Below are 20,081 nucleotides of genomic sequence, written 5' to 3' on the forward strand. Positions count from 1 at the left end.
CTTCCATTTTTCGGATTTCAAATAGTAAGCTTAGTTAAATAAAGCAAAAATTCTATAGATTACATAGTTAATTAAGTTGCCGCCTTGGTCGATACTAGATATTTTGCTTGCCCCTTCAGGCATTTTAAATTTAGCATCGATCGCCATTTGTGTATGAAGATCTGCAAGATCTGTCGCCATGTAAAGTGATAAAGCGATCAAAACGGTACCAACAATCACAGAATGAATAATATTTCCTCGTGAAGCACCGACGATAAATGCGACAATAAAAGGAATCGTTGCTAAGTCACCAAATGGAAGAACATTATTACCCGGTAAGATGACAGCTAAAACGACTGTGATCGGAACAAGGATTAAAGCTGTTGAAATAACTGCCGGATGACCGATGGCTACAGCCGCATCAAGCCCGATATAAATGTTTTGAGCACCAAATTTCTTTTGAAGTAATTCACGTGCTGATTCCGAAATCGGCATAAGCCCTTCCATTAAAATTTTTACCATTCTAGGCATAAGAACCATAACTGCTGCCATTGACATCCCAATTTGAATTGTTTTGCCAGCAGGATAACCGGCAAGCAACCCTAATATAGAACCAAGAATCAGACCCATAAAAATCGGTTCTCCGAATATTCCAAATCTTTTTTGTATAGTTTCAGGATCTGCATTTAAGTTTTTAATAAAAGGAATTTTTTGCACCAATTTCACCAGTGGAATCCCAAGAACTGCATAAGAAACAGTACTTCCCGTAGCTACAGATATTCCCGGCAATCCAAAGTACTTTTCCAGCATTGGAGCTGTCCAATCGGCAATTTTTAAACATACGATTTGGAATAAAAGCGCTGCAATTAACCCTTGAATGATGCTGCCTGATAAAGCGTAAACAATTGCACCCATGAACGTAAAATGCCAGAAGTTCCAAATATCCACGTTCATCGTTTTAGTCGTTTTAGTGATAAGCATTAACACATTTAATAATAATCCGAGCGGTATCATAAATGCTGCGATTGGGGAAGCCCACGAAATCGAAGCTGCTGCCGGCCAACCAACATCAATGACATGCAAGTGAATTCCGAATCTCTCGACCATGCCCTGTGCCGCCGGACCAAGGTTGCTAACGAGTAAATCTACCACTAAGAAAATTCCAACGAATGCCACACCAATCGTTAATCCCGCTCTAAAAGCTTTTCCAGGTTTTTGGCCAAATAGTAAACCAAGCAAGAAAATCGCAATTGGCAGAATAACCGTTGCACCTAAATTTAAAAATGATTGCAATGCATCAACAAATTCCTTCATCGTTTTCAACCTCCCGTTTTTTTTCTAATGGATTCCACGAGGAAATCATGGAATCCAAATTTTTCTACAACAAAAGGCTATGGATTATTTTTTTAGCTGCTCCAATATTTCCTTTTTCACTTCATCTAATCCTAATCCCGTTAAAAATGCTCTTGCATTGATTACAGGGAATGGATATTCATTTTGAACAATGGTTGTAGTAACTAACAGATCAGCTGTATCAATATATGAACCTACTTCGGTAATCTTAATTTGAACAATGTCACATTCAATATTATTTTCTTTGCAAAGATCTTCTATCGCTTTATTCACAATTGTAGATGTCGCAATTCCTGTTCCGCAGGCTACTAATACTTGTTTTTTCTTCATGTTCATATCTCCCCTTTTATATGATTTGTAAATGTTTCATTAACCGTTTTTTTATGTTAGTCTTGTTTTCTTCTACTATTAGAAACTGCAATTCCTCATCGTTTTGAAAGATTTCCATTAGTTTTTGAAGAACAACGAGATGAGAATCTTTTTTATCTATGGCAAGCATAAATACGATTTGAACAGGTGTTTCTGCGCCCATCTCTCCCATAACACCAAATTTCACGGGTTCTTTTAATATCGCTACACTTATGGCTTTTTTATTTACATGCTCTGAATCAGTATGAGGGATGGCAACAGAAATGCCATTTGTAGGCAGACCAGTAGCAAACGTTTTTTCTCTCTCAATAACAGCGTCGATAAAGCTTTCTTTTACTAATCCTTTTCTAAACAGATTTGTGGCCATTGTTCTTAATAGTTCTTCTCTGCTATTTACATCGATATCTTTCAAAATTAGTGATTCATCAAAGTATATTTCACACACCTATTTTTCACCTCCATATTTTCAGACAAACAATGGTTCCTCTGCATATTTTTTTATGATTTCGTGAATCTCATAAACCGATTTTGCATTTATGATTTGCTGACGATCTTGATCATTTCTTACTAACCTCATTAACTGCGTAAGTGCACGAAGGTGACGATCTTTGTCAAGCGTAGCGATAATAAACACTAACTGTATCGAATAATCCTTCGCAAAGGTAACTCCTTTCCTTAACCGAAGCAAACTCATTGAAATCTCGTTTACTCCTTCTTCTGGTGCAGCATGAGGAATCGCTGTATTCGGACCAATGACAATATATGGATCATATTGACAGCGCTTAATCATAGAATCTATATAATATTCCGAAATTTTATTACACTTTAGTAACGGCTGTGATGCAAGTTCAATCGCTTCCTCCCATGAGTGAACCGAGTGGCGCAAAGTAATCATAGAAGGCGTTATTAATTCATATAAATTTGGATTATTATTGCTAAATCCGTAGCTAAAATCCGCTGTCCTGTCTTGGCCAATGTACTCCAATAACTGTTTTGACAAGTTTTTTCTATCCTTTATTACACAATGCTTTTCGACGATTTCCAAAATATCCTCTACGTTTAACTCTTTTGGCACATATCCATATAATTCGAGCATGACTTGTTTACGTAATCTTTTTTTCTCTTCATATCCGAGAAAAGAATTGACAAGAAAAAATTTTTTCTTTGTTTCTACAAACACCGGTGAAAAAACAATGTCGTAATCCATTGAATATTCTTGAAATTCCCTAATTGATAATGAGTCTAGAAAAATAAACTCTGGAAACAATTCTCTTAATGTACTGAACATCAATCTAGAAACGGAAACACCTTTTGGACAAACAACTACCGCTTTCAATCTTTTACTTATATTTTCCCCTTGTTGTGTTAGCCACCCCCCGATTAGCATCGTTAAGTAGGCGACTTCACTTTCTGGGATGTGACACCCAATTAAGTCGATCAACGGTTGAATAGACTTTTTCACTAAATAATGAAGCTCTTTAATGTCTCGGTTAACCATTTCATAGATTTCATTAGTTTCTGTTAAGTTATACTTAATCCGGTAATATGCTGGTTTCATATGAAGAAGCAGCTTATGCAGCAGCTGATCTCTATCTTTCAGAAAAATGCATGTATTTTTTTCAAAAAGGACAAGCATTTCATCCAAGGCTTGCACTAAATTTGGAATCGTTTCTTCGGTTAATCCTTCTGACCAATGTACATTCGCAGTAAGTAAATGCAGCGTGATAAAGAGACGCTCTTCTTCTGGAACATCATTCATATCATGAAGAATTTCTTCCGTAGCTAAATATTCTTTCGTATCAGAAATTTCTTTATAATTAATATAAAATGGGCCTATTTGCATCCCTTGTTTCACTCTTCTTAAAATAAGAATGAATATATAAGGCATTATTTCAATCTTTTCGTCAGTAAATTTCAAATTTAATGACTTTTCTACTTGTTCTATCTTTCTTCTAAATTCCACTATTTCTTCATTTGATAACTGAGCAATTCGCCTTACTATTTCGGTTCCTCGATCCATTTTCAAAATCTTGTCTAATGTGGATATCAAGAGCTTGCGAATGTTAAATTCCTTTCCTTCTATTAAATAACCATGTTTTCGCGAATACCGAAACTGAAGTCCATAATCATTCGCAATTTTCTTTACTTGCTGCAAGTCATCTAAGACGGTATTCTTGCTCACTTTTAATTCACTCGTAAAATGAGCTAATGAAAGTTCTTCCTTTTTACTTATTAACATGAGGAATATGATGTTAATTCGCTGCGTTTTAGATAATTCGCTTACACTCTCGTATCTAAATTCTTCATCGAGAGCAAGCTTAGATTTTAAACTTTTATCAATAAGGAAGTAACCATTATTTGTCCGTTCAATCGTCGGTATATTTTTACTTTCTAACCACATATTTATCTTTTTGAAGCTGTATCCAATCTGCCTGCGACTTAACTGATATTTCTTCTCTAATTCTTTACTGCTGATATTTGAATTTTCAGTCACCTCTCTTAACAGTTGGACACATCTGACATCAAGTATCATTGTATCCCTCCTATCTAGCTACATTGTAGCAAAAGAAAACAATTTTATGCATACGCTTTCATTCCTTTTTTTGAATTTGTGCGGTACAAAATTGGGATTTACTTAAACAAAGGACCAGGTTTCCCCAAAAAACCTAGTCCTCCTCCATTATCCTTAATATTTTCTTAAACACCATTGATGGCTGTTTATGTAGATCCTCAAGTTTCGAGGTTTTGTTTTGATATTAGGTCAATAAAGTAGACACAAAAATTTATAAATTTCTAGCAGCTACCGCGCTATCGCTTGGTGGCCTTTTAAAAATAATTACGACGCTGTCCTAATTATTTTTAAAAGGTAAATTTTCGGTTCTCACTTTTCTATTAATATGCTCATTAAGCTCCCTTTTTATAGTACATACGTTCGTATTCAGATGGTGAAAAATACTCTGTTGCTGAGTGAATACGTTTATTATTGTAAAATATTTCTATATACTCAAATATGCTCTTTTTTGCTTCTTCCCTTGTTTTATAACGAGTCTGATAGATTAGTTCTTTTTTTATGATCCCATGAAATGATTCAATACAAGCGTTGTCATAACAATTTCCTTTTCGGCTCATGCTGCATTTCATACCGTATTCAATTAGCTTAGCTTGATAGTCATTTGAAGCATATTGACTCCCTCGATCAGAGTGATGGAGGATAGATCCTTGTGGTTGTTGACGCTGATATGCTTCTTGCTTTAAAGCGCTCAACACTAGCTCCTTTTTCATTGAACAGTCTATATGCCAGCCGACTATTTTCCTTGAATACAAATCCATCATACTAGCTAGATAAAGCCAACCCTCATCCGTTGGAACATATGTGATATCAGCTACCCACACCTCATTTGGTTTTGTAACAGTAAAATTTTGGTTTAAGACATTTTCATGGACCGGATGGTTATGTTTTGAGTTAGTGGTTGCCTTATGCTTTTTCACGGTACGAGACTTCATTCCCTCTTCTTTCATTATGCGGGAAACCGTCTTCTGTGAAACCTTAATTCCTTCATGATTGAGCTTTTTGGTAACCTTTGGACTCCCATACAGTTGGCGGGATTCGATATACACACGACGCACTTCCTGCGTCAATTCTTCTCGACGTTCTTGTCTAGCACTTTTGGGACGATCACGCCATTTATAATAACCGCTTCGAGAAACTTTCAATACCTCGCACATCTTCTCCAATCGGTAATCGAAGCGATGTTCATGGATAAATGAATATTTTACCGATGGTCTTTCGCGAAGAAGTGCATCGCCTTTTTTAATATGGAGTTTTCCTCCTCCAGATCCCGAATACGTTTCTTCAATTCACGAACTTCGTGGTCTTCAGATCGAAAAGTTTGGGTTTCTGATATTTCAGGTTCTTGCTTATATTTTTTCACCCAGCCGTGAAGAGTATTTTCGTTTATTTTGAGCTCACGGGCAACTTGTGCAACGGATTTCGCTTCCTCCAAAATATAACGAACAGTTTGACGCTTAAAGTCTTCCTCGTACCGCCTTTGATTTTTTGTCATGTAGACACCTCATTTTTCAGTCTATTATTACAATAATAATCTGTGTCTACTTTTTAGTCTAACATCATACCCGTTTACATATACATTGATCTTGTCAATCTTTTCAGCGCATACACTAATAACGGCATTCTTAAATTTAAAAGACTTTATAAAATCCTTATCAAAAGAATTCCACTTATTCATATCTTCATCAATTCCCACCCCTAGATACTTTACATAAGCCTCTTTCCTTGTCCATATTTCAGAAAATTTCACCCCCTGTTTCATCCGTTCTTTTTCCTCATCATGTAAAATCCAACCATACGCCTCTTCTTGATAGTCTTTACCTAACGACTCAATATCCACACCAACAGGACCTTCTCTACTAACTGCTAATACCCAATACTCTTCATTATGAGACCAATTTACAAATCGTTCATCATTAACTAATAAAGGTTTTCCCCTTTCATCTCTCCAAATTTCCACTTCTCCTAAAACAGACTTTACTAAAAGTAAAGAAAGTATGGATTCTCTACCATTTCCATACTTCTTTATATACATCTGTTCTTTATCGGTGATGATGCTCTCATTTATTTCTTTTTTGCAATACTTCCAGTCTTGAAATATATATACATCCACCATCCCACATACCACCATAAAAAAGAAGTATCAGCATTACACTAATACTTCTTCTACTAATTTATTAACCTTAATAAATCCAACTTCGAAAGCATGATCTAATAACTTTTTCATATATTCTTTATTGATTTCAGGAATATTTTTTATTCCCAAAGAAGTCATCGTATCCCTGCTATCAAAGACCGCTTCTGAATCTTTCGCACCGTCACCGTCTAATTGTGCAACCAATAAATTTCTAGCTTCCTTAGAAGTTTCTAGATTTAATACAAATTCTTCATATTCTATCTTATCCATCAATTCTACCTTATAACCCACTTCATTCAATAAATCTATAAATTTACGATAATGAATAGGTTCTGGATGATTAACATGATAGACCCGTCTATCATGTTGAGTTTTCAGTACAGAAGTCGTTACAACTGCACTAGCAAAATCAATAGGTGTAAAATCAACCATCCAATTTACATCAGGAGCTTTTCCAACTAATATCATCAATTTCATCATCCGATAAAATGCATTACTTTCAATGTTCTCCTGAAATACTCCATCAGATGCTCTTCCCGTTAAATTTCCCATTCTATAAATAAATGTTTGATAGCCTTCTTTGACTTTATCTAAAACCAATCTCTCAGCTTTTAATTTCGTGTCTGTATACACATTATTTAATTGCAAATCCTCCGGAATATTGGTTTTTCCTTGTAACTCCATCCACTTTCCTTCTAATAGTAAATCTTCCACAGTTCCTACCGTTGAAATATGATGGAATACCAAATCAGGATTCACATCCAATAATTCTAACACATGTTTCGTACCTTCTACATTGACTTTCTCAAAATGCTCCCGCTCACCAAAATGTCGAACATCCGCAGCACTATGTATAACAGCATCAACTTTAAAAGCTAACTCCTTAAACTGGTCTACAGGCAACCCTAAAAATCTCTGTGTTAAGTTTCCATTCACCACGTGAATATACTCATTCATATCCATGTGAAAATATGTATTCAACTTTTCTTTCAATCGCTCTTCAGGTTGGTTTCCTCGCACAATCGCATACATATGAATTTTCTTATCGGCCAATCTTTTCAATAAGTGACTACCGAGGAATCCGGTTGCCCCTGTTAATACCACACTCTTTACTTTTGGTAAGATCTTATCTACTTTCAACACAGGATATTCTTTTAATTGTACAAATGTTGTTTCTTTCACTTGAACCTCTTTTTTGTGCTCTTCTATTGCTTTTGCGGCTAATTTTTCTACTGTACGCAATTCAAAGAAATCCTTGATGAATAGTCCTCTATACTTTTTCTTTATCTCCGCTAATACTTCAATAATTTTTAAAGAATGTCCACCAACTTCAAAGAAATCTTCTTTTACTCCAATTCCTTCAATGTTTAATACCCTTTTCCACGCATTTAAAATGTCTTCCTCTACCTGATTTCTAGGATTTACAATGTCATCGGTTACTAATACTACTCGATCAGCTTCAGTCATCGCTAATTTCTTTCTATCTACTTTTCCTGTAGGAGCAAAAGGCAACTCTTCAATTCTTTTCATTTTAGAAGGAATCATGTAACTCGGCAAATTCTTTTTTAACTCGTTGATAATAAAAGCATGACTCAACTCATCCGTAGAAATGTAAAAAGCTTTTAATATTTTCTCTGCGTTGTCTTCTTCTACGACTACTACAGCGTCAAGAATTCCTTCAATCTGACACATCCGATTCTCAATTTCAGCAATCTCAATACGATGTCCTCGAATTTTTACTTGAGTATCTTTTCTATCGATAAACACCAAGTTCCCATCTTCTAATTCTTTTACTAGATCTCCAGATTTGTATACCATTCCTTCAAAAATATCCTCAAAAGGATTCTTAATAAACACTTCTGCTGTTTTCTCTGGTTGATTCAAATAACCCAAAGATATACCTACAGATGCAATCCACAATTCACCAATCTCACCTACTTTACATCTCTCTCCTTTCTCATTCACTACATATAATTTAGTACCATCAATTGCTTTTCCAATTGGAACACTATACATATTTTCATCGATTTCATCAGGTACCTCATAATACGAAGCCGCTACCGTCGTTTCCGTTGGGCCATATAAATTAAATAATGTCGTTTCATTTCCAAACTGCTTTTTAAAGTTTCTTGCAACCTCACCTGTTAGCAATTCTCCTGCTACCCCTACAGCCCTTACCTTTCCAAATTTCCGTTTACCATGTGTTTTAGCATATTTCGATAACTGGTTACAAAATACAGTCGGTATAGCAGGAATGACAGTAATTCCTTCTCTATCGATTGTTTTAAGAAAATGTTCAACAGACATTCTTTCCTCATCATCAATTAAATACAAAATCGAACCATTGAATAAGGAAACAAATGTTTCAGGTATAGAAGCATCAAAACTAAACGTAGCAAACTGTAATACTCGATCTTCCGGTCTAATATTGAACACTCTCTGTTTCCAAGAAACTAAATTTAATACCCCGACATGTCTCAATAAAGTACCTTTAGGATTGCCGGTAGTACCTGATGTATAAATTACATAAGCTAAATCATTCTCTTGAATGTTTACCGATACATCTTCATCATTGTCATCTAAACGATCCAACAGTATATTTTTCGATCTTACATTTAGTTTTTTAATTTTTTCTAGCCAATCTGATTTCGTTATCAAAAATGGTGATTGAGTATCTTCGATAATATATCGATTTCTTTCTTCAGGATGAGCTGGATCTAATGGTACATACACTCCACCAGCTTTTAAGATGCCTAAAATGGACACTACGGTATCAACGCTTCTTTTAAGAAAAATGCTTACAAACTGTCCTTTTTTTAGTCCGTTTTTTACTAATTCCACTGCTACACGTGACGATTCTTTATCTAGTTCTTTATATGTTAAATATCGATTCTTATCTTTAACCGCTATATAATCCGGAAATTTTTTTACAGATAATTCAAATCCTTCTACAATATTTTTCATTTGATGCCCTCCATTCTTGTAGAATATCTTGTTGAATAACCATTATATGTTAAATTGATCACTAAGCTTTTTTAATTCTTTTGATGTTTCTGTTAAGTAACCCACTGTTTCTCTTATATTTTCAAACGAAGCTTCTTGTTCGTGGATATTTTCTACAATATCATCATATCTTTTAGTAATATTTTCAGCGTTACTTGACAATTCAACAATCATAGCAGTCGATTCTTCAACTCCTGCAGAAATTTGTTGAGAGGAAGAAGAGACTACTTGCAATTTTTTAGCTACTTCCAATATAGATTCATAAATTTTCCCAAATACTTCATTTGTACTTTCTGTAATTTCAATACCTTCACTCACATCATTTTTTATGATTTCCATAGAATCTACTACTTTATTTATTTGTTCTTTTACTTTATCAATCAGTTTTTGTATGCTCTCTACCGAGTTTGCAGATTGCTCCGATAATTTTTTCACTTCATTTGCTACTACAGCAAATCCTTTCCCATGCTCACCTGCTCTAGCAGCCTCAATCGAAGCATTTAATGCCAATAAATTTGTATTATTTGAAATACTGGTTATTACTTGTAATATTTCTTGAATTTCATCCGACACGGTAACAAGCTCGTTGATTGCTTTATCGGAGTTTTCTACATTATGATTAATCTTCTCCATCTGCTCTACAACTTTATCAGTAGACTTTTTCCCATTTTCAGAAAGCAGTGTTACCCCTTCAGAAAGCTCATAAACTTCATTCGTATAATTGGCAATGCTAATTACTTCTTTAGAAATCTGCTCCACCGCAACCGAAGACTCATTAATAGATTTAGCTTGTCGCTCTAATAATTCTTGTACCATTTCTACCGAGTTTGTAATATTGTTAGCTGCTTTATAACTTGTTTCAAACGATGCATAAAGCCTTTCTGAATTCTCGGCAATCTCTTTCGAAGTATGTCGTATTCTACTTACCGTACCTTTTATTACATTTATCATTCCATTAAACTTTTGATTAACTTGGCCTAACTCATCTTTCCCTTCTTTCACTGAAATATTCAAGTTTCCTTTACTTGCTTCTTCAATACCTTGCATTAAATTGGTTAACGGCTTTAATGAAACTTTTAATAATAAGTATTGCCCTACAATTAGTAACATTAAAATAACAACTAACGAGATTCCTGATTTGAACAATAAATCTTTTTGCCCTTCCTCTATGTTTGAAGCATCTATGTCAACTCCAAAATAAGCAAATACCTCACCTTTGCTATTTATAATCGGATGTAAAATTGTCATCCAAGTACCCAAATCATCTTTATAAATTTTAGTAAATTGAACTTTCTTTTCATTCTTTAATTTCTTAATTGCTTCCACTACCACATCAGGCTGAGCATACATATCCCCTACTTTTAATCCTGATTCTTGCAACATCTCCCATATTCCAGTAGGATTTGCCACTATAGATGTTTTATTTCCATTCTTCCCCGCCAATTCAGTACCAAATATGTATCCTTGAGCAATATTCGGGTTATATTCACTTAACTGATCTAATAAAGTCGTTAACTCTTGATGTTCTTTACTTTTTATATTTTCCGTTTTAGAAGCTTGTTCTACTTTATCGACATCTATCTTCTTCATCCAAGATTTTGTAATTTCTTCCGATTGCTGTTTTAACTGATTTTCTAACAAATTACCTTGGATAATATAACCCATCCCAACAAGTGATACTCCTACAATCACAACACTCACTATCGAAAACAGCATATTCTTGGTGAAAAAATTCATGTTTTTTAACACTTTTTATTCCTCCTCATAAGAAGTAGCAATTATTTATGTAAATGCTTGTTCACTACTTGAATTTATATAAATGCAGTTTGATTTTCAGACATATGTATAAAACATTTGGACTTTTCTTTTACTTCACTTGATCATCTTACTTATGTCTATTTTTCAATCTGAACTTATATAAAAAAATTGCCCTCTCTAGTCTAGTAAAACTAAAGAGGGCAGCTGCTTGAACGAGATCATCTTAATAAAAAACTTCGTAAAGAATCAAAACGAAACTTCAGACGAAGTGCAACTGGCTGGCATGTCTATTATAAATAGATGTAGCCCCTTTAGCTTTGCGTCCTACCCTTTCGAGTAGTTTGCCAAATAAATATGAAAATTTAAAACACCAAAAGAGAACCTTTTACCATATATATATCGGCAAAAGGTAGGCAATTTTTACCTTGTTCAAAAATATTCACAAACTTGTCACAAATCGTTCTTATTATTTGTGATATTTTATGAACGTATTGAACAATTAACCTCGTAATTTTTCTTCAGTAAAGAAATTCTGTTGAGTTCCCAGAGATAAAAGGTATTTTCCGATCCGAAATCCCTTCTATAATATTGAGATAAATACTCAATGACTTTTTTTTGAAATGTCTAACAGTATGGAATCTTATGTACAAAGAGTGCTGGCGGCAGGCGATCTCTGATCTCATTATTATTAGTCATTATCGCTATCATTGTGTTATTTGTTCATTCGTTGCTGTCTGTTGCTATTATCTTACTGTTCCTACTGTCGTTTTCTCTGTCATTCCATGTCCTGTGTGTTGGTTTATGACAATAAAAGACCGCCTATGTATTATTTTCTTTTTTCCTTTTTTATTAAAAAATTAATCTTAACTGATACAAATTATTAATATCATTAACATTTTCTAAAGGTATGTTTAATTGAAGTTTTAAAGCTGTTCCAATTAACAGCTGGTTTAGTTCAATGTGTGAAAAAATACGTGCAAAAATAATTGCTGTATTTTCCTTAAAAAGTGACAGTATTCCTTCTAACTTTTGTTTTGCGAAATCCAATCCAGCAGATAATGAGTACATATAGTACGATAACAGGAAGAGCAGCTTCGATCCCAAATGTACCGCCCGTAATCCAAACACTGTCCGATTTTAACCTGAGCATCACAAGGGAAGAATGACTTCTGTCGGGCACAGGAGCAAATTGCACCATTTGGGAATTAATAAAAAAGTTCCAAATGATATGCACCACGACTGCATTCCATACATTCCCCGCCATATAAACAATAAGCGAAAACATAATGCCAACCAAGCTGCCTGCGATAAGTACCAAGCACACATCAACCAACTGTAACCCATTCACAGTAAGTAAATGAAGAGCACCGAACAAGATGGAAGTGATGAAAACGGCGGTAATCGCATTCCATTTGTCTTCGATTAGCTTAAACAAATAACCGCGGAACAAAATCTCTTCAATCACCCCGGCAGAGCATGCCGTGAAGAACGAGCCAATGATAAACGCTAAAGCAGATTCAATATGAAGTTGTTCTTGCTTTTCAAAAACGACGAATTCTGTGAGCAGATAAAATGCTATAACTGTAAGTGGCATTGCCAAACCAACAAATACCCATATTTCACCAGTATCAAACAGTTTATGAATACGATAATATCCACTCGATTTTTTAAAGAACAGCCGCGCATACAACCATAGCAGTCCTACAGTAAATCCAATACGTATAAGTTCTTTGACCACAACCCGCATCGTACCGTTTTCAATCACATCCGTCAGGGGAATCACAAAAATGGCTGCTAACAAAAACAAAATAACCAACATCAAACAATGTATAACTACCTTTCCCCAGTGCATAACTAATAGCTCCTCCCTTTTTATGGTTCACGAAGCCATATCAAAGCTGGCAACCTTAAAACGAGTGCACAATGACCCTATCGTTCACAATGTACCGCTTTACAAATCTTATATTATGTTATTTGGGTTAGATATGTAGTCTCTTCACCATATTCTGTGATGTCCACACAATTCCTGAAATAAGTTAGCTAGATTGGTACTCAATCTAGAGTAGCCCCTTCGTCAGCTTGCAGACCACTAAGTTGGTAGAATGGAAGCGGTCAAGTGCTTTCCTTGACGGCTTCCATTCTACCAACTACAATGCGGAAAGCTGATGGAGGGCAAGGTTAAGCAACCTGATTTTTATAAGTTTTACCTGTACATTCCAAAAATACACGTAGCCGAAATCTTTCAAGGTTTCTGAAGCCAAAAGCACGTCTTTTGATGTTCTTAATCTTATGGTTTGTACCTTCAATCCGGCCATTCGTAAAAGGTGTAAGAAAATATTGTAAAATTTGTGCCTTCCAATTTTCTATCGTCTTGGCAACTTGATGAAATGAAGGAAATGGGCTGCTCCATGCGAGTTGAATCCATTCTTCTAAGAGTGAATCAGCTGTATCATAGTCATTCACTTGGTATATTTCTCTAAAGAGTTCTTTTAGAAAATAGGCATATGACAATTCTGAATGCTCTTTGAGCATCTCGTCTAATTGTTGTTTTTCATTAGCCGTTAACTTTTCAGAACCTTTCAAGAGTTTAAACCGTCCCTTTTTTAGTCCAGGAGTTTTCTTTCTAACTTGGTCAAGTGCATGTGTCACCTTTTGCACCACATGATATTTATCAATGACGATACAGGCCTCTGGGAATATAGATTTAACAGCTTTATGAAAGGGATCCCACATATCCATGACAACGGTTTGAACACACTTATTAGCCAGGATCTCCTTGGAGAGTAAGGTTAGAGTAGAATCATAACTACGTTGATGTTCCATACCAAGAACACTGCCGGATTGGGCATCCATTAGAACGGTTTCATATCGGTGACCCTTTCGAACAGCGATCTCATCAAGGCTAAGGACTAGTTCATTGTTTTCTAAAGCACTATCAAGATGTTCTAAATGCTCCATTTCTTTTTCTTTAGCGATGGAATAAAAAATTCTTTCTACTGTCGTATAAGGAACTTTTTCCTTTCGACTTACTTCTTGAATAGTGGATCCATTGCACATTTGATACAGATATTCTCTGTATCGATTGGTCTGATGCTTATTAGGACTGATAGATTCAAATGTTTGTGAAAATACCTCATTACAGTTGTGACAACGGTATCTATGCACTCTGACTAATAAGAAAAGGGGCTTACCTAATACGGACAAGTCACGAACCTTTCTTGTCCGCCAGTCGTGGACATTACTGGTAAAAAAGCCGCAAAAAGTACAACGTTCTTCCATCGTATTTTTCTCAACATGTAACAGATTGCAATCTTCAAGAAATACTTGTTTAACAACTTCAAATTCTGGCAAATCTAGTGATACGGAAAACACTTTTGAACCTCCTGTTATGTTAAGTCACGCTAACATTATTGCCAGGAATTCGTGAGTGTTTTCCTTATTTTTTGGGTTAAATCACAAAATGTGGTGATGAATCAAAACATCTAATTTCTCTTGATTGAACTCTTCTAAAATAGTGATAATATAACAAAAGAGGTGCGAATTGCACCCCATTTTAAATGATTGTTTACTATTTTACACTTTCAAATCCAAACCTGTTTATTAGAATTCAAACCATTATTACTATTGAAGTATTGCACTTCTTTCGAAAAACATATCTTTTATGCCTAGCGGAATAAAAGTCCTTTCAAACATGTGGTTTGCTTCCTGTATCATGATAGAAATATCTTCTTTGTTCGTGGTGTCTAATGGTATCGGTCGAGGAAGAGTTGGATTTAAACGGATTAAATTACTTCCGATTAGATACCTGGCAGTGTGTTCAGCACCTTTTGACTGTGCTTGCATCGTAAGTTCCACCAGCTTCTTCCTCCAGGACAACCATCCACCTGCTTCCGCAATCTTATTAGGGGCATTGTATAAACTGTCACCTGTTCCAATGGAAAGCACTTTTATTTGATCAAGTGTAAATCCTAACTTTTTGGCCTCAGCTATCCCTACTAATACTGGATTGTTTGCCCAAAGTCCACCATCTATTTTACATTCTCCGTCACCTATATTGGCAGCAGGGAAGTATGTAGGAGCGGCGGACGTTGCCAATCCTACCTCCCACATGTAACGCTCTCCGTCCCTAATATAATCTGAGCAGTGGGGAGTTTTATAAACTTTAGGTTCAGCTTTATGATGTTCAATGGAAGGAATACACAACAATGTCTTGGCATCATTAATCCTCTTATCAGTGAACTTCTCCATTAAAAGGGCTTTTAATGATGTGTTATCGTAAGATGTGTTAATAAAATATCCGCTTGCCTTTTTATTACCGAAAATACGCTTGCCTTCACTAATATATAGATTGGAGATTTCTTCAGCGCTCATTCCAGATGCCAATCCTAAGCATATGATTCCACCAGTTGATGTACCTGCTAATAAATCGAAGTGTAGGTAAATGGGCGTTCTGATAACTTCTTCAACAAGTTTTAAATATCGAGCAGGAATTATTCCCTTCATTCCTCCACCATCAATTGATAAAATTTTAAAGGCATTATGTTCTCTTGGCTGCCAGTTCCCCGTCTTTATGTGTTCCCAATTTAACATTTTTTACTTCCTCTCTGTAAAACTAATTGGGCTGTGGGGAGCTTCTTTACCCCACCAAACACCTTCTTCTAACCAAATATTATAAAAATATAACCATTCAGAAGCCCAAGGTATTAGGGTATCAGAAATTAACATGTCAGGTCTATAACTATTATCGTTTGGATGATATAAACATAAGGAGTTGTCGCCATAACGAAGGGGTGCGGATCTTAATATTTCTGGCTCCAAGACAAAAACCTTAGGTTGATATGGATCGTATTGGATTTTGACAGTGTAGATTGGTGATTTTTCTGAAGGTTGCAGTTTTCCTATCCAGTAAATATTTTGATGACTATCTTTAAATAGTCTAAATGAAGGGAATTTTTTTGATATGGCAAAATTTTGCAATCCCAAATTAATGGTTTTAATATTCTTCATCTTGTTTACCATAAAAACGATGGTCGCGGACTTTTGTCCCATGATCTTGGTTTAGGATGCCAGCAGAAGACACTTTTACTAAGCCTCTACTAATATTGTCAGCCATATCCTTTACTTCACCTAGACTGGATGGAAAGTAGGACTTACCGAAAATGTTTTGCCATTTTTCAATGCTGCTTTCCTTGTCCTTATCATCTAAAGCGTCTTGGCAATCGTCTTTTAGATTTTTTACCTTTTTGAGGAACCGTCCAGCTTTCGTATGATCCCAATTTCTTGCCAAATTTTCATCTTCAAGGGAAGGATTTTCAACGTATATCTCATCTTCTTCTAATAGACATTCCAATTGATCTACGAGAGAGATTAATGTTTCTACCAATGTTTCAGCAATGGAACTTTTTTTCACAAAACTGTTTCCGATTAAAGTGGTCATTAAGATAGATTTGGGTGCTGTATCTTTTCCGACATTATCGTCTCGCCAATGCTTCATGATTTTCACTATTTTTGCAAAATAACCGTCTGTCTTGCTGTTAATGGCATTGCACCAATTAGTAAATCCTACGGGATTAGTTTGGCACCATTCATTTTCCTTCTTGGAAGGAATCTTAATGACATTCTCAAATGGCAACGCGGGAACGATATCAACATGAAAGTCCCCAGCGTAATCAATTCTTACACAACGGTCTTTCACTTTTACTCTATCTTCAAATTCTTTATGACTTTTAATTCGGACGGAAATTTTTTTGAGGATATCTTTTGGTTCTTCCTTTTCGTCAATATTGAGAAGGAGAATGGCATCAACATCAAATTCGTCATTATTTTTAGGTTTAACTCCTGTGTCGGTACTGTAAGATCCTTGGGAATAAAAGTCCAAGAATAGGTCTTTTAATTCTTCGTCTTCTTTAAAATTGTTTTCCCAATGGTTTAGTGCACTTTCAACACGGCTTTTCCTTGTTGGATTCAATGAGATGTTCCCTACAAATTTTTTAAAATGGTCATTTAACTTCATAAATTCACTCCAGTATGGTTTAAGAGTATTTTTGGTTCATGTTAGGAGTATGTAAAATCCAGATGCAAAATCTTAACATGAACACTTATAATTTAATAATACTATTGAACTATTAAACTAATCAATAGTTAGTGGGAATATTTGTTCTGCACTACTATATATAGTATATATTTCATAAAAGTAATAACTACTTAAATATTGTATGACCAAAAGTATAAGGGTAGCTACCCCTCTCCCACTCCCTAATCCAATTGGGTTGATTATATGGTATGTCAACACTAAACTAGACAATTTTTTTAAGGTGTTCCTTTTTGTATTCAATAGGGCTTAAATACCCGAGTGTTCCGTGAATTCTTATATGATTAAACCAATGTACATAATCATCTAATTCCAATTTTAATTGCTCTAAACTTTCAAAATATTTACCTTTTACAAATTCTGTCTTGATAATTTTAAATGTGGCTTCGGCTACTGCGTTATCATATGGGCAACCTTTCATGCTTAACGACCGTTTAATCTCGAATGTTTCTAAAGCTTCATCGATTGTCTTGTTTTTAAACTCGTTTCCTCGGTCTGTGTGAAATAGTTGAATTTGTCTTAAATCAGCTTTAATCGTTGATAAGGCTTGGTAGACTAGTCCAGCATCTTTATTAGGACCGGCACTATGTCCAACAATTTCTCTATTGTAAAGATCAACAAATAGACATATGTAATGCCAATTTTTTTGGACCCTTACGTATGTTAAATCACTGACTACAACCGTTAATTCCTTTTGTTGATCAAATTCCCTATTCAACACATTTTCAACTTTAGATTCATTACATTTATCCACATGTGGCTTAAACTGGGCAACTGTATATTTTGATACTAGCCCATTTTCTTTCATGATTCGGCCAATACGTCTTCTGGATGCAATTTTACCGAGTTTTTTCAACTCATGTTTTATCTTACGAGTGCCATAGTTCTGGCGGCTTTTATGAAAAATATCGATTATGGTAACAGTAAGTTCATCATCTGATTTAGATTGCTCTTTTGCTTCATAATAATAGGTACTTCTTGGGAGTTGTAGGACGTCGCACATTGCTGATATCGAGTATTTGTGACGATTATTTTTAATCACATTTACTTTCGTCCTAGTATCAGCGCAGCTTGCTTTAAAATATCATTCTCCATCAGTAAACGCTGATTTTCTTTACGAAGCTTGATCAGTTCTTCTTTTTCAGGTGTTCGGTTGTCCTTCTCTTTAAATGAACCAGATGTTTGGCTCTGTTTCACCCATTTGTCTAATGCCGAAGGCGTTAAATTGTATTCACTTATAATGTCTTTTCTAGGCTTACCACTTTCATATAGTTTGACCATTTGAGCTTTAAATTCGGGAGTAAATGTTCTTCTAGCTCTCGTCATATCGGCGTACCTCCATTAACTGAATGAGATGAAGTAGACTTCCAAATTTAGAGGGTAAACACCGCAACTTGACAAGGAGCCTCTACGGGCATGCTTTCCCAGCCAGGAAACCAGATGATGAAAACATCTGGCTTGCCAAACAGGCTAGCATACCCGCCTCTCCTAGTAAAGTTGCTGGTATGGGATCTCTTATGCTTGATTAGCAGTATACCCAGATTGGATGGTTAGTCTACCTGACCTTAATTTTTTTGTCCAGTTAAGTGTAGCCGATTCAATACTTTCAATCACCTTATCTAGGAACACAATCGAATAGGAGTGGGTAACTAGCATCCGACTTCTCACACCCAGGTATGAAAATAAATCCCTACGGTCCATACTGGTATTGATACAAAAAGTATTAATATGCCACTCTTTATGGTGGTTTTACCTTGTATTGAGGCTTTGTATCGAATTTTTGAAGATAAATGCCTCAGCAGATTTCAATTTGAATCTTAATGAGGAAGCATACAAAGCAGTCTCAGAGTTTATTAAATTTTATAATGAACGCCGGATACATTTCAGTTTTTCTGTATCTATCACCAAAAGAACTCTATGCAATGCAAGAAAAAGAAACTTTTATCATAAAGGAAGTTCGGGTATAACATTACCATATCAATTGAAAAACTCAGCTTGATATGGTGTGGCGGGCATGATAGACTAATTCGGCGATGCCAACTAAGTAATGGTTGGCTACTTGGGAGAGGATGATGCTCTCAGAGACTCCATGTCAAGTTACAATGCCCCTTGTCTATAGTTCGGGATAGAAATCAAAAAATAATATAATAAGAAAAAATGAACCTTTTTCAACACAAAAACTATGAAGAGAACTGTAATTGAAGTTCTTTAATTTCATATATTATCTTATCTACAAACTCTATTCTCTTCTCACTATCCAGTTCCTTCACATAAAATTTCATCGCTGTGCCTATGTCTATTCCAAAAGCTAATACATTTCTAAATTCATCTTCCATTCCTTCAACACTTGCATATCCTAAATACTCAAATCCGTTGCCACATGTATCGGGAAACAAGAAAACATTATATAGTTGATTAAATCTATTTTTCATTGATAAAGAATAAAACAACTGTTTTACAATATCTCCCCAACCTGGTAACTTATCTAACCCAGCCTTAATCCGATAATACTTGGCATCAAATATAAAAATTGATTCACCCGTCTGTATCAAAATGTCTGGAATCTGCGATGTTTTAAGCTTGTTACCTTTAAACATCCAGTACGGATTGGGTACTATGATATGTAGTTCATCCATGTCCCCTAGTATTTCTGAACAAATCGATTCCCAAACATTATGAAAGAATGGCGTAGCATAAATATTAAAATTATCAGAATTTCTATTTCGTGATTTCATTTCTAAATAAGATAAAATTTTCTTAAAAAGTGTGATTTCACGATCGACATAGGTAGTCCTTAAAGCTTGTTGTAATCTATACTGCAT

The 20,081-nt window shown here is 35.2% G+C and carries 15 protein-coding genes and 1 riboswitch; all 15 genes read right to left on the bottom strand.

Annotated features, from left to right (window positions below; genetic code table 11):
• Positions 1 to 30: 30 nt before the first annotated feature.
• Positions 31 to 1,293: a PTS galactitol transporter subunit IIC gene (locus C0966_RS05105; RefSeq protein ID WP_274854103.1), complete on the bottom strand. Its 1,263-nt coding sequence runs from the start codon at positions 1,291 to 1,293 to the stop codon at positions 31 to 33.
• 84 nt (positions 1,294 to 1,377) lie between these two features.
• On the bottom strand, positions 1,378 to 1,662 hold the full coding sequence (locus tag C0966_RS05110; protein ID WP_274855717.1) for a PTS sugar transporter subunit IIB: 285 nt from the start codon (positions 1,660 to 1,662) through the stop codon (positions 1,378 to 1,380).
• A gap of 16 nt (positions 1,663 to 1,678) precedes the next feature.
• Positions 1,679 to 2,146: a PTS sugar transporter subunit IIA gene (locus C0966_RS05115; protein ID WP_274854104.1), complete on the bottom strand. Its 468-nt coding sequence runs from the start codon at positions 2,144 to 2,146 to the stop codon at positions 1,679 to 1,681.
• 21 nt (positions 2,147 to 2,167) lie between these two features.
• Positions 2,168 to 4,234: a BglG family transcription antiterminator gene (locus C0966_RS05120; RefSeq protein WP_274854105.1), complete on the bottom strand. Its 2,067-nt coding sequence runs from the start codon at positions 4,232 to 4,234 to the stop codon at positions 2,168 to 2,170.
• 371 nt (positions 4,235 to 4,605) lie between these two features.
• A protein-coding gene (locus C0966_RS05125) for an IS3 family transposase (RefSeq protein WP_274854106.1) occupies positions 4,606 to 5,765 on the bottom strand; the annotation gives its coding sequence in 2 pieces (ribosomal slippage) (positions 4,606 to 5,507 and positions 5,507 to 5,765; 1,161 coding nt in all).
• A 27-nt stretch (positions 5,766 to 5,792) separates the two neighbouring features.
• Entirely contained in the window at positions 5,793 to 6,386 is a 594-nt protein-coding gene (locus C0966_RS05130; RefSeq protein ID WP_274854107.1) for a 4'-phosphopantetheinyl transferase family protein, read from the bottom strand.
• A 33-nt stretch (positions 6,387 to 6,419) separates the two neighbouring features.
• Entirely contained in the window at positions 6,420 to 9,371 is a 2,952-nt protein-coding gene (locus tag C0966_RS05135) for an amino acid adenylation domain-containing protein (protein WP_274854108.1), read from the bottom strand.
• Between the two features lie 42 nt (positions 9,372 to 9,413).
• Positions 9,414 to 11,159, bottom strand: a complete 1,746-nt coding sequence (locus C0966_RS05140; RefSeq protein ID WP_274854109.1) for a methyl-accepting chemotaxis protein — start codon at positions 11,157 to 11,159, stop codon at positions 9,414 to 9,416.
• Between the two features lie 275 nt (positions 11,160 to 11,434).
• Positions 11,435 to 11,524: riboswitch (cyclic di-GMP riboswitch) on the bottom strand.
• 644 nt (positions 11,525 to 12,168) lie between these two features.
• The gene (locus tag C0966_RS05145) at positions 12,169 to 13,020 is read right to left on the bottom strand and encodes a CPBP family intramembrane glutamic endopeptidase (RefSeq protein ID WP_274854110.1); all 852 of its coding nucleotides are present in this window, start codon (positions 13,018 to 13,020) and stop codon (positions 12,169 to 12,171) included.
• Positions 13,021 to 13,346: 326 nt separating this feature from the next.
• The gene (locus C0966_RS05150) at positions 13,347 to 14,540 is read right to left on the bottom strand and encodes an ISL3 family transposase (RefSeq protein ID WP_274854111.1); all 1,194 of its coding nucleotides are present in this window, start codon (positions 14,538 to 14,540) and stop codon (positions 13,347 to 13,349) included.
• Positions 14,541 to 14,789: 249 nt separating this feature from the next.
• A complete protein-coding gene (locus C0966_RS05155; RefSeq protein ID WP_274854112.1) occupies positions 14,790 to 15,758 on the bottom strand; it encodes a CBASS cGAMP-activated phospholipase in 969 nt (322 codons plus the stop codon).
• 3 nt (positions 15,759 to 15,761) lie between these two features.
• Positions 15,762 to 16,175 (bottom strand): hypothetical protein, encoded by a 414-nt coding sequence (locus C0966_RS05160; protein WP_274854113.1) that lies wholly within the window; start codon positions 16,173 to 16,175, stop codon positions 15,762 to 15,764.
• Complete coding sequence (locus tag C0966_RS05165) at positions 16,162 to 17,181, bottom strand: SMODS domain-containing nucleotidyltransferase (protein WP_274854114.1); 1,020 nt, start codon at positions 17,179 to 17,181, stop codon at positions 16,162 to 16,164. The genes C0966_RS05160 and C0966_RS05165 overlap by 14 nt, the downstream gene beginning before the upstream one ends.
• A 283-nt stretch (positions 17,182 to 17,464) precedes the next feature.
• A protein-coding gene (locus tag C0966_RS05170) for an IS3 family transposase (protein ID WP_274853335.1) occupies positions 17,465 to 18,585 on the bottom strand; the annotation gives its coding sequence in 2 pieces (ribosomal slippage) (positions 17,465 to 18,339 and positions 18,339 to 18,585; 1,122 coding nt in all).
• An 854-nt stretch (positions 18,586 to 19,439) separates the two neighbouring features.
• The gene (locus C0966_RS05175; RefSeq protein ID WP_274854115.1) at positions 19,440 to 20,081 is read right to left on the bottom strand and encodes an LlaJI family restriction endonuclease; all 642 of its coding nucleotides are present in this window, start codon (positions 20,079 to 20,081) and stop codon (positions 19,440 to 19,442) included.

Origin of the sequence: Bacillus methanolicus, from assembly GCF_028888695.1 — a bacterium.
Classification (GTDB): Bacteria; Bacillota; Bacilli; order Bacillales; family Cytobacillaceae; genus Bacillus_Z; species Bacillus_Z methanolicus_B.